The following is a 12,641-nucleotide window of genomic DNA, read 5'->3' on the forward strand; positions in this document are numbered from 1 at the left end:
GCGGGCGCGCCCGATGGCGCCCGGCACTACGCCCCACGAACCAGCGTTTGCGTCTGTTCGGTTGTAACCGCGGGCGGAGGGGTTTCGATCAGCGTGCCCGGCTCCCACCACTCGGTGGCCCGGGCCGCGTTCCAGTCCGCGCTACAGGCACAAGCCGCGAGTGCGGCTTCCAACTCCCGAGCGCTCTGGAACCGGTCGGCCGGGTCTTTCGCCAGACACTTCGCCACGATCGCCGCGAGATCGGTCGGTATGTCGCTCCGTACCGTCGACAAGTTTGGCGCGGGTTGAGTCAGGTGGGCGGCGAGCAACTTCCCTACGCTCGTACCTTCAAAGGGCGGGTGACCGACCAGAACGAAGAACGCGACGGCCCCGAGGCTGTAAATGTCGCCGCGCGGGTCCACGCTCTCACCCGCGGCCTGTTCGGGGCACATGTACGACGGCGTACCGAGTACCGTACCGGCCCGCGTGATTTTCACGTCCGCTTCCGATCCGTGGTCCTGAACGAGCCCGAAATCGAGGAGCTTGGCGACGTCGCGCTGCCCCCCGAGCGTGGCCACGAGGATGTTGCTCGGCTTCAGGTCGCGGTGAACCATCCCGTTCGCGTGCGCCTCGGTCAGCGCGCCGCACAACTGGCGCAACAGGTACACGGCCCGTCCCGGCGCCAGCGGCCCGCGGTCCTTGACCAGCCGGTCAAGGGTCGGCCCTTCGAGGTACTCCATCACATAGTAGAAGCTGCCGTCGTCGCTGCGCCCGTAGTCGTAAATGCGGACCGTGTTGAAGTGCGTCAGCGTCGTCACGGCCCGCACCTCGCGCTCGAACCGGGCCGCGGTCGCGGCTTCGGTCGCGAGTTCGGCGCGCACGAACTTCATCGCGCACGGGCGCTTGAGGAGCCGGTGCTCCGCGAGCCACACGTCGCCCATCCCGCCCGCGCCCAGCTTCTTGCGGAGCGTGTACGCGCCCAGTTGCTTCGCCTCACGGACCGCGTCGAACACCTGCCTTTGCAGGGCGCTCGACCGCGTCGCACAGAACACCGCGATCACCCCGGCCATAAACAGCGGGACCGCGGTCGCGGGGAGCAACCGCGGTAGGGCGGGGCGCACCGCGGGGTTCAGCGCAACAGCCAGAGCAGTCGCAACGATCGGGACGAGAATGAGGAGCCCGGTACCAATCAGGCTGCGCCGCCTAGTGTTCGGGATCAGCACGCCGTAAAAGATAACGGCGAACACGATCGGGTAGTTCGTCATTACGGCGTCGAAGCGGTAAACGATGTCCGGGTACCGCGGGTCCACCGATTCGGCGGGCGTCGCGTTCAACACGGCGAACCGAGCGGTCCCGCCGGTCAAACCGATCATTGCGAACTGGCTCACTTCGACCGTTCGTAGAGCAGAAAGGGCCGCGTCCGGGTTCCGCAACAGGAACACCAACCCGGCGATGCTCTGTCCGAACGCGAGGAGCGGGAGACCGATGGCCCACCGCCCTAAACCGCCCTCGGAAGGCATCACCGCAATCCCGGTGACGCCGAAAAGCGTAATCAGCCCCGTCGCGATCCCGATCGCCCCGTGCGTAACGAGCAGGCGCTTGTAGAGCAGTTGGCGCGTCTCTTCCACGAAGCCCGCGGACCCGGTCGAGGTCGCACGCGGGAGCGTGATCCCGGTTTGGGGGCCGGATTCGCTCGGACGCACGAGCGTCTCCTGGTGGGTGCTCGGTGCTTCGCGCACGATCGTAGCGCCGGGCGTGTCCGCGGCGACCGGGCGATCAGCGGTGAGGTCCGAAAGGTCCGGCATGGCGGCTCGAAAAACACTTTTGGGAGGAACTCGGCGCCCGAGCCTGTACTGTTCGGTTTGCGGGTGCTTGCTTCTGTGGCTGCTTTCCGCGAGCACAGAAAATAATCAAAAGGCGCGACCGTATCGGGGCGCGGGACACTACACCCTAGCACCACTTCGGGCGCGCAGAGTCATTCCGTCACTCGCGTTGAAGCCGATCTGTTACCAAACCCGGTTGCGTTGTACGCCGAGATTACGACGTTAAGAGCTGGCGCCGGTGTGCCACCAGCACGATACCTACCTGAGCCGGGCGCGTGAAATTGCAGTGATTCGCGAGAAATGGTCGCGCGAGGCCATTCTGGGCTGGCCTGGCCCAATTCCGCTTCTCTGATTTCGTGCCGTGCTTGAAAAATCTGCTCGCAGCCTACCCTACTTCGCGAACCGCGCCGACGCGAGTAATTCATCGAACGCTTTGAGCTGTTTTTCGACCGCGTCGACCGGGCCACTCATGCGGAAGAACCACGTCCCCTCGTCGCGCTCGACCACGACGGCCACGATCCGCTGGGCCGACTCGTCGGTTCCCGTAGCATCGAACCGGTGCCCCGCACTCCCACCCACTTTGACCGGACGGACGGCCTTCTTGACACCCTCCGCGTCGAGCGGTTCGAGTTTAAGCTGGCCGCGCCAGCGGTTGACATTGTCTTTCAGGCTCCCACTGCCCCGAAGCACGACAGACCGGACCGTATTGTCTTTGTCACCGACCTCGAATCGGGCGGCCACATTAAGTGACTCGTCACCGTCTTTCAGCTTGAGTTCGGTCCACCCCTTCGGGGTGGCGATCGTAATCGGTTTGGGTTTCGGTTCGTCCGCCTGTGCAAGCGGTACGCAGACGATGAGGAAGAGCAGAAGCAGAAGCGGGTACATCGTGTTCGACATGCGCCGGCCCTCGCGATGGTATTCGCACGATGATACCCGCTCGCGGCCGGGGCAACCAGCGAGCACGTGTGCGTACCAAGGGACGGCGCCGCCCCGTTATTTGGGGACGAGCACCACGCGGAAACCCACGTCGTAGTAGCGGAGGTCGGGGGGCACGTAGTGCCGGAACGCGGAGCGGCAGAACTCGGGCGCCCAGTACCACGATCCGCCGCGGAGCACACGGCTGGCGCCCGCGCCGCCCGACGGATCGTTCATCGGGCTGTTCTTGTAGTAATTCGGATCGTAGCTGTCCTGGCACCACTCCCAGGCGTTGCCGTGCATGTCGTAGAGGCCCCATGCGTTCGACTTCAGCCGCGCCACGCGGTTCGTCCGGTTCAAGGTGCCCTCACCGCGCGTACTGTTCTTGTCGTACCAGGCGTAGTGCTCCAACTGGTCGTCGTCGTCACCGAAGCAGTACCGCGCCCCCGATTTCCCGGCCCGGCAACAATACTCCCACTCGGCTTCCGTGGGCAAACGGTACGTCTTTCCCTCCTTCGCGCTCAGCCACGTGCAGAAATCCACGGCGTTGTACCAGGACACGTATGTCACCGGGCAATTGTCGGGCTCGTCCAAACCGGGAACCTTCCAACCCTCGTCGCCCGCGCTGTACCCTTTCTCCTCTACGAACCGGCGGAACTGCCCGGCCGTGACCTCCGTGGCGCCCATGTAAAACGACCGCGCGATCGCGACTTCGTGCGCCGGTGCTTCGGCCGGCAGGCGCTCCTCCTCGAACTTCCCTTCGTGCTTCTTGCGCAGCGCCTGGAACTTGGTGCTCCCCTCCGCGAACTCGTTGAGGCACCGGTCCACTTCTTCCGCGGGCGACCCCATCCGGAACCGGCCCAACGGAATGCGCTTGAACTTCATCCCCAGCGTGTTGGTGAACTCGGGCGGATTCGGGTTCGGCGGGCCGTCGCCCTCCGCGCCGTTCTTCACCGAGTCGGACGCGGCGCGCGGGCGCTGCAGCCAGTGCGTCAGGCCGGTGCTCTCGGCGAGAGCCAGTGCGAAAACGGAGAGCAAGAGGGCCGCGACCACAACCCATTTCCGCCGGCCGGAGCGCCCGAGCGCGGACCGACTCCGGCGGGGCCGCGCGCCCTCGGATGGTGCGCCATCGGCGAGGGCTGCGGCCACTTCTCCGGCCGACTGGAACCGGTCGTCCGGGTTCTTCGCGTGCAACTTGGCGATCACGTCCGCGAGCCACTGGGGGGCTTCGGGGACCACGTCCCGGACCGGCCGCGGGGCGTCCTCGATCACCCGCTTCAGGACCGCGAACGTGGCCGCGGCGCGGAACGGCGGGCGGCCCGTGGCCAGGGTGTACAACACGCTCCCGAGGCTGAACAGGTCGGCCCGGTGGTCGAGGGGCTCGCCCCGCGCCTGTTCCGGGGCCATGTACAACGGGGTACCGGCAACGACCCCGCTCTGCGAGATGCTCGCGTCGTCGGCCGCGCGCGCCAGCCCGAAGTCGGTGATCTTCGCCCGCTCTTGAGGGCCGGCTTCGATGAGCACGTTGCCGGGCGTCACGTCCCGGTGAATAAGCCCGGTGGCGTGGGCCGCGGCCAGCCCCTCGGCCATTTGCCGGCCGAAGCGCACGATCTCCGATTCTTCAAGGGGTCCGGTCCGGTCCAGGCGCTGTTGGAGCGTCTCGCCCGGGATGTACTCCATCACGAGGTACGGTAACGGGCGCTCCTCAATGGCGTAGATCTGAACGACGTTCTCGTGGCGAACCTGCGCGAACGACCGGGCCTCGCGCAAGAACCGCTTGCGGGCCGGTGAAGTGGCGGCGAGCGCCGGGGCGAGCACCTTGAGCGCGACCACGCGGTGGAGCACATCGTCGAACGCCCGGAAGACGATCCCGAACCCGCCCCTGCCGAGGATCTGGAGCACCTCGTAGTGCCCGATCCGGCCGAGTGAATCGGTCCGTGTGGGGGGAAGCAAGAAACTCAGGTCGCAGGGCTCTTCGGCAGCCGGGTTCTTGTCGGTACCGCCGCCCCGATTGGCGACCCGGGTCACGAGCGAATCCGCGTCCACCGGGAGGCGCCCGTCCCCCATTTGCGCGCCGATCGGCTCGTCCAGGAACGCACCCTCTTTGAAGTGCGCGGCCAGCAGCTCTTCCACCTGTTGGCGGAACGCCGCGTCCCCGCGACACGTGCGCTCCAGGTACTCGCCGCGCGCGCCCGGGTCGGCCAAATCGAGGGCCGCCAGGAAGACCTCTTCTTCCGTCATGTCGGGAACCCTTCCAAGGTGCCGGCGCTCCGGGACGTTAATCAATGCGAGATCCCGGCCCGGTCTCGGCCACCGTCGGTTCCACTTTTTCGTGCGCCCCCTCAACAGCGCGGCGGAGCCAAGCCCGAGCGTAGGCCCAGTGCCGCCCGGCCGTGCGTTCCGACAGGTCGAGTGCAGACGCGGCTTCGGCGAGGCTGAGCCCTGCAAAATAGCGGAGCTTCACGAGATTGGCTTTGAGCGGGTCCACCGCTTCCAGTCGGCTCAGGGCCTCATCCAGGGCGAGCAAATCCTCGCGCGGTTCGGGCACAAGGGCCGCTTCCGGGTCAAGCGCCTGACGCTGCATCGCCCCGCCGTGCCGGGCAGCGGCCTTTTTTCGGGCGCCGTCGATGAGAATGCGCCGCATGGACTCGGCAGCAGCGGCGAAGAAGTGTCCGCGGTGGTCCCACTGGTCGTGCCCAGCAGCGACGAGCCGGAGGTACGCTTCATGAACGAGAGCCGTCGGCTGAAGCGTTTGGCCGGGCGGCTCAGCGGCTAACCGGGCGACGGCGAGCCGTCGCAGTTCGTCATAAACCAGGGGTAACAACTGCGCCGCAGCGCGCGGGTCGCCCCAATCCGTCGCGCTGATAATGTGCGTGTCCTTGGCCATTTCTTTATCGGGCGCGGGTGATCTCATACCAGATCGTGCGGAATACTCGGTTTCTGAGGCCAGTCTTGCAGGCTAATGCGCGACAAACACGAAACGCTCCGCTCCCATAGGAGCGGCTGTAGAAAACAGCGACAAAAGTAGGGAAATTCTATCCGGGTCCGGATGTGAGGACACGAACGAGTTCGAGGAAATTGACGTGAGCCGGCAGCGAATAGACACGCTTTGAATCGATTTGTTAGCGCCCCGTAATCGTCCGATCCCGTTCGCACTGGCCCGCACGTTATCGCACGGGCCAGTGCGAACGGGATCGGACGACGCTGTTACTCGTCGTCCTCGCGCAGTTTCGCGAGCACGTTAAGGTCTTCGAGCGTGGTCGCGTCGCCGGTAGATTGCCGACCAGCGGCGATGTCACGCAGGAACCGGCGCATGATTTTGCCGCTCCGCGTCTTCGGCAGGGAGTCCGTGAACCGGACGTCGTCCGGGCGGGCCAGCGCGCCGATGTTGTGGACCACGTGGGCCTTCAGTTCGGCCTTCAGCTCGTCGGTCGGGGCCACGCCCTGCTTTAGCGTGACGAAGCACACGATCCCTTCGCCCTTCAGGTCGTCCGGCTTCCCGACCACCGCGGCCTCGGCCACTTTTGGGTGGTGAACCAGCGCGCTCTCGACCTCCATCGTGCTGAGCCGGTGCCCGCTCACGTTCAGCACGTCGTCCACGCGGCCCATCACCCAGATGTAGCCGTCCTCGTCACGGCGCGCGCCGTCCGCGGTGAAATAAATGTTGGGGTAATGGCTCCAGTACGTGGACTTGTAGCGCTCGTCGTCCCCGTAGATGGTGCGCATCATGCTCGGCCACGGGCGCTTCACCACGAGGAACCCGCCCGCGTTCGCGGGTACCGGGTGCCCCTGCTTGTCAACGACTTCGGCGGCGATGCCCGGGAGCGGTTTCGTCGCGCTGCCGGGCTTGGTCGGGATCGCGCCGGGGAGCGGCGAAATCATGATCGCGCCGGTTTCCGTCTGCCACCACGTGTCCACGATCGGGCACCGCCCGCCGCCGATCACGTTGTGGTACCACATCCACGCTTCCGGGTTGATCGGCTCGCCCACGCTGCCGAGCAACCGGAGCGACGACAGGTCGTGCCCCTTCGGGTGCTGGTCGCCCCACTTGATGAACGCGCGGATCGCGGTCGGGGCCGTGTAGAAGATCGTCACCCGGTACTTCGCGATGATCTCCCAGAACCGGTCCTCGCGCGGCTGGTTCGGGGCGCCCTCGTACATCACGACCGTGCTGCCGTTGCACAGCGGACCGTACACGATGTAGCTGTGCCCGGTGATCCACCCCACGTCCGCCGTGCACCAGTAAACGTCGTCGTCCTTGATGTCGAAGACCCACTTGTGCGTGAGCGACGCGCCCAGTAGGTACCCGCCGGTCGTGTGGAGCACGCCCTTCGGCTTCCCGGTGCTGCCGGAGGTGTAGAGGATGAACAGCGGGTGCTCGCTGTCCAGCGGTTCGGCCGGGCACTCGGCGCTCGCGCCGGCCACCAGGTCGTGCCACCACACGTCGCGCCCGGCCTTCATCTCGACCGCGGTGTTACAGCGATTGAACACCACGCACTTCTCGACCGACGGCGACTTTTCGAGGGCCGCGTCCACGTTCGCCTTCAGCGGCACCACTTTTCCGCGGCGCCAGCCGCCATCGGCGGTAATCACGAGCTTCGACTTCGCGTCGTTGTTGCGGTCCGCGACCGCATCCGCGGAGAACCCGCCGAAGACGACCGAGTGCATCGCGCCGATCCGGGCGCAGGCGAGCATCGCGACCGCCGCTTCGGGGATCATCGGCATGTAGATCGTGACGCGGTCGCCCTTCTCCACGCCCAACGATTTCAGTGCGTTCGCGAATTTGCACACTTCGCGCAGGAGTTGCTGGTACGTCAGCGTGCGGGAATCGCCGGGTTCCCCCTCCCACACGAGCGCGGCCTTGTTCCCGCGCCCGGCCGCAACGTGCCGGTCGAGGCAGTTGTCGCTCGCGTTGAGCTGCCCGCCGACGAACCACTTCGCGTGCGGAACGTTGCTCCAATCGAGCACCGTGTCCCACGGCTTGGTCCAGTGAAGGGAATTGGCTTGCTCGGCCCAGAACCCGTCCGGGTCGCGTTCGGCCCACTCCGCGAGCCGGTCGCGCTCGGTCGCGTTCACGGTGGTGCGTGCGACGAACTCGGCGGACGGAGGAAACTGCCGCGTTTCCTTCAGCACGCTGGTGATGTTTTTATCGCTCATGGTCGGATCCATGCGGGGAGGGTAAGTCGGCCGGGACCGGTGCTCAACGGTACTTGCGGGGCCGTTGGCATCGGTATAACAAGCTGCGGGTGAAGTACCAAGGACTATGGGCGCCGGACTTATGGACCATTTCACAATCGCCGCGGTACAGATGAAAATCGCGCCAGACCGCGAATCGAACCTGGCGAAAGCCGAGGCCGCGATCGCCGAGGCCGCGAAACAGGGCGCGCAAGTGGTGTGCCTGCCGGAACTGTTCACCGGATACTACTTCTGCCAGAAGGAAGACATCGCGCTCTTTGATCTGGCGGAACCGATCCCGGGGCCGAGCGAGGACCGACTCGGCGCGGCGGCGAAGAAAAACAAGGTCGTGGTGGTCGGATCACTGTTCGAGAAGCGGATGCCGGGGGTGTACCATAACACCGCCACCGTCCACGACGCGACCGGGAACCTGCTCGGGTTGTACCGGAAGATGCACATCCCGGACGACCCACTGTTCCTCGAAAAGTTCTACTTCACGCCGGGCGACCTCGGGTTCAAGGTGTTCCCCACCGCGGCAGCGAAGGTCGGCACGTTGGTGTGCTGGGACCAGTGGTACCCCGAAGCGGCCCGGCTCACGGCCCTCCAGGGCGCGGAAGTGATCTTCTACCCCACTGCGATCGGCTGGCACCCGCGCGAAAAGGCAGAATTCGGCGAAGCGCAGCATTCCGCATGGGAAACGAGCATGCGCGGCCACGCGATCGCCAACGGTACTTACGTATGTGCGGTGAACCGCGTGGGGCACGAGGTCATCGTCGGCGAGGGGTTGGAGTTCTGGGGCGGGTCGTTCGTGAGCGACCCGTTCGGCCGCATTCTGAAGAAGGGCAGCACGAACAAGGAAGAAATCCTGGTCGTGAAGTGCGACCGCAAACTCATGGAAGACGTGCGCCGGAACTGGCCGTTCTTCCGCGACCGGCGCATTGATGCTTACGGGAGCATTACCAAGCGCGTCGCCGATTAAGTCACCTCTCTTGCGCCCGTTCACCTTTCGGAGTTCTCACACGATGCACGCTCGTCTCCTCTCCTGTTTCGTTCTGTGCGCCGTTACCGGCGGCGCACTCGGGGCCGACTGGAAACCGGCCCCAACCCCGCTCATGACCAAGTGGGGCAAGGAAGTGAAACCCGATAGCGCGTGGCAGGAGTACCCGCGCCCGCAAATGGTGCGAAAGAACTGGCTGAACCTCAACGGGTTGTGGGACTACGCGATCACCAAGAAGGACGCGCCCAAGCCCGAGAAGTGGGACGGGCAGATCCTGGTGCCGTTCTGCGCCGAGTCAGCGCTGTCGGGGGTCGGCAAGAGCGTCAGCAAGGACCAGAACCTGTGGTACCACCGCACGGTCGAAGCTCCCGCCGGCTGGAAGGGGCAGCGCGTGCTGCTGCACTTCGACGCCGTCGACTGGGAATCGACGGTTTTCGTCAACGGCACGGAACTCGTCACCCACAAGGGCGGGAACGACCCGTTCTCGGTGGACATCACCGACGCACTGAAGGACGGAAAGGGCGAACTCGTCGTGCGCGTGTGGGATCCGACCGATTCCGGCGCGCAACCGCGCGGCAAGCAACAGGCGAAGCCGGAAGGGATCTGGTACACGCCCGTCACCGGGATCTGGCAAACGGTGTGGCTCGAACCGGTGGCAAGTGACACCTACGTCAAATCGATCCGCGTGACCCCGGATGTGGATAAAGGCGAAGTCGAATTCATCGTCGATGTCGTCGGCAACGCCAATGCCGTTCTGATTGGGCTCAAAGACGGAAACTTCAGCGGCAAACCCGGCCAGTCCATTCGCTGCAAGTTGGAGAACCCGAAGCTCTGGACCCCCGACTCTCCACACCTTTACGACGTTCAAATTAACCTTACTTCGCCGGACCGGGACAGCGCTTCATCGGACACCGTTTCGACCTACTTCGCGATGCGGAAAATCTCGACCGCAAAAGACGACAAGGGCGTGATGCGCCTGATGCTGAACAACAAACCGATGTTCCAGGTCGGGCCGCTCGACCAGGGGTGGTGGCCGGACGGGTTGCTCACCCCGCCGTCCGACGCGGCGATGAAGTACGACATCGAAGTGCTGAAGAAAATCGGCTTCAACATGCTCCGCAAGCACATCAAGGTGGAGCCGTCGCGCTACTACTACCACTGCGACAAGCTCGGGATGCTGGTGTGGCAGGACATGCCCAGCGGGGGCGTCCCGTCGCGCGGGCAACTCATTCCGCCGGACGCCAAAGAAGACGCCAAGTTCACCGACCCAGAAAAGAAGCAGTTCCGCGTGGAACTGAAAGCGATGATGGACCACCTGAAGTTCTTCCCGTGCATCGTGGTGTGGGTGCCGTTCAACGAGGGTTGGGGACAGCACGACACCAACGACGTCCTCAAGTGGGTGAAGGACTACGACCGCACGCGCCTCGTGAACGGTCCGAGCGGGTGGGTGGACCGCGGGTTCGGTGACATGAAGGACGCGCACATCTACCCCGGCCCGGGGATGTTCCCCACGATGCCGGACCGCGTGAGTGTGCTCGGCGAGTTCGGCGGACTGGGCCTGCCCCTCAAGGGGCACTTGTGGAAGGACACGGATAACTGGGGCTACCGCACCTTCAAAACCACTGAAGAGCTGCGTGAGAACTACCGGTTGCTCGTGCGCCGGCTGCACCCGCTCGTCGGCAAGGGGCTGAGCGCGGCCGTGTACACCCAGACGACGGACGTGGAAGTGGAAGTGAACGGGCTAATGACCTACGACCGCGAGGTCATCAAGTTCGACGTGGCCGAGACCGCGAAGTGGCACAAGGCGCTGTTCGGCCCGGCGCCCGAGTACCGCGAACTCGTCCCGACGTCCGAAACAGTCGCCCAGAAGTGGCGCTTCACGACCACCAAGCCCGCGGCCGGTTGGGAGAAGTCCGACTTCGACGCCGCAAAGTGGACCGAGGCCGACGGCGGGTTCGGGACGCAGGGCACGCCGGGCGCGGTCGTGCGCACCGAGTGGAAGACCGCCGACATCTGGGTCCGGCGCGGCTTCGAGCTAGCGGAGGCCCCGACGGGCGATGTCGTGCTCCGGATGCACCACGACGAAGACGCAGAGGTGTACATCAACGGCGTTCTCGCGCTCAAAGTGACCGACTGGACGTCGGGCTACACGGAGTTCTTCCTGACCGCAGAAGGTCGGAAGGCACTCAAGAAGGGCGCGAACGTGATTGCCATCCACTGCAAGCAGACCCGCGGCGGTCAGTACATCGACGCGGGTTTACAGGAGTTGAAGTAGGCGAGCGGCGGGCGAACCCCGCCCACCAGGGCGGTGGGTCTTGCACGTAGCAAATGCACCCACCGCCCTGGCGAGCGGGGTTCGCTCAATCACTAATTTGGTTCGGTGGCCCGGGCCTCTGGCCTGGGAAACGCCTCCCCAGGCCAGAGGCCCGGGCCACAATCAGATAACACCAGCACCCAACACCGCAACTCAGCGATTCAACCGGTACGGCGTCGGGTCGATGTGCGGCTTACCGCCGCCCACCAGTTCGCTGACGAGTTTCCCGGTTGCGGGGGCCATTGAGAGCCCGAGCATGTTGTGCCCGGCCGCGATCATCACGTTGCTCGCGACGGGCGCGCGATCGATGACGGGCAGCCCGTCGGACGTCATGGGGCGCCAGCCCCACCACTCCTCTTGCACCGGCTCTGCGAGCGGGTCTCGCAGGTACAGCTTCGCGGCATCCGTGAGCAGTGCCAGCCGCGACCGGTTCAGCGAATCGTCGTACCCGGAGAACTCCATCGTCGAGCCGAGCCGGTACCCGCTCGCGAACGGCGTGACCGCGACGCGGTGTTCCTCGAATATGAGCGGGTGCGTCGGGCACAGTGCCGGGCGCGGCATCGTCAGCGAGTACCCCTTACCGGGCTGGATCGGCACCCGGCACCCGAGCGCCGCGTTGAGTTGAGGGGTCCACGCGCCCGTCGCGATCACGAACTGGTCGCCGGGAACGTCCCCGGTCGAAGTTTTGAGCGCGGTCGCGACGCCGTTCGCCGTCGCGAGGCCGGTCATCGCGCAGTTTTCGCGGATCTCCACTCCCAGCGCCAACAGCACGCGCTTGAGTTCGCTCATCAGGCGGTCGGGCCGCAGGTGCGCATCGGATTCGTACAGGTAACCACCCGCCATGCCAGGCTTAAGGGCCGGTTCGAGTGCTGCGAGTTCGGTCGAATCGAACCGGCGCGCGGGCATCGAGAACTCGCGGCGCAACAGCTCGTCGGTGTGCGCGTAGTGCTCGAAGTGTTTCGGCGTCTGGAAGACGAACAGCAGCCCCTTCGACTCCCACTCGCACTCGATGCGCTCGGCCGCGATGAGTTCGTCGAACAGCGCACGCGACGAATTGAGCAGCGCCTGAATCGCGCGCCCCGCGGCCATCATGTCGCGCGTGTTGCACTTCCGGGCGAAGCCGAGGAACCAGCCGAGGTTCGCGAGCGCCACGCCCGGGCGAACCTTAAGGGGCGAGTTCCGCTGAAAGAGAGTCTTGAGAGTGGACGTGATCGCCCCGGGCGCGGCGAACGGCAGAACGTGACTGGGGCACACGTACCCGCAGTTGGCGTGCGAGCACCCGGACCCGAACCGCTGGCGATCCACGATCGTGACCGCGTGCCCGGTCTTCGCCAGGTGGTATGCGGAACACGCACCCACCACTCCCCCGCCCACAACCACGACGCGCTTCGTCATGCGATCTCCCTAAAAGGCGAACGGCCGGCACGGGCCGACCGAT

8 protein-coding genes are annotated in these 12,641 nt (G+C 65.4%); 2 read left to right on the top strand and 6 right to left on the bottom strand.

Annotated features, from left to right (window positions below; genetic code table 11):
• Positions 1-26 precede the first annotated feature (26 nt).
• From VT84_RS22445 to acs, 5 genes are all read right to left on the bottom strand, one after another.
• Positions 27-1,784, bottom strand: coding sequence for a serine/threonine-protein kinase (locus VT84_RS22445; RefSeq protein ID WP_082841053.1), 1,758 nt, complete (start codon positions 1,782-1,784; stop codon positions 27-29).
• A gap of 408 nt (positions 1,785-2,192) precedes the next feature.
• Positions 2,193-2,699, bottom strand: coding sequence for a hypothetical protein (locus VT84_RS22450; protein ID WP_082841054.1), 507 nt, complete (start codon positions 2,697-2,699; stop codon positions 2,193-2,195).
• Between the two features lie 96 nt (positions 2,700-2,795).
• A complete protein-coding gene (locus tag VT84_RS40220; protein ID WP_204249623.1) occupies positions 2,796-4,958 on the bottom strand; it encodes a bifunctional serine/threonine-protein kinase/formylglycine-generating enzyme family protein in 2,163 nt (720 codons plus the stop codon).
• A 37-nt stretch (positions 4,959-4,995) separates the two neighbouring features.
• Complete coding sequence (locus VT84_RS22465) at positions 4,996-5,631, bottom strand: ECF-type sigma factor (protein ID WP_315850287.1); 636 nt, start codon at positions 5,629-5,631, stop codon at positions 4,996-4,998.
• Positions 5,632-5,924: 293 nt separating this feature from the next.
• Entirely contained in the window at positions 5,925-7,874 is a 1,950-nt protein-coding gene (acs, locus tag VT84_RS22470) for an acetate--CoA ligase (protein ID WP_052552316.1), read from the bottom strand.
• Between the two features lie 121 nt (positions 7,875-7,995).
• Here acs and VT84_RS22475 point away from each other — a divergent pair, with 121 nt between their 5' ends.
• Together VT84_RS22475 and VT84_RS22480 are read left to right on the top strand one after the other, a co-directional pair.
• Positions 7,996-8,871 carry a carbon-nitrogen hydrolase gene (locus VT84_RS22475; RefSeq protein ID WP_157469716.1) on the top strand — a complete coding sequence of 292 codons (876 nt, stop codon included), beginning with the start codon at positions 7,996-7,998 and terminating at the stop codon, positions 8,869-8,871.
• Between the two features lie 43 nt (positions 8,872-8,914).
• Complete coding sequence (locus tag VT84_RS22480) at positions 8,915-11,164, top strand: glycoside hydrolase family 2 protein (RefSeq protein WP_082841055.1); 2,250 nt, start codon at positions 8,915-8,917, stop codon at positions 11,162-11,164.
• Positions 11,165-11,356: 192 nt separating this feature from the next.
• Here VT84_RS22480 and VT84_RS22485 read toward each other — a convergent pair whose 3' ends face one another.
• A complete protein-coding gene (locus tag VT84_RS22485) occupies positions 11,357-12,598 on the bottom strand; it encodes an NAD(P)/FAD-dependent oxidoreductase (RefSeq protein ID WP_082841056.1) in 1,242 nt (413 codons plus the stop codon).
• Positions 12,599-12,641 lie beyond the last annotated feature (43 nt).

It is taken from the genome of Gemmata sp. SH-PL17, assembly GCF_001610855.1.
In the GTDB taxonomy this organism is placed as follows: domain Bacteria; phylum Planctomycetota; class Planctomycetia; order Gemmatales; family Gemmataceae; genus Gemmata; species Gemmata massiliana.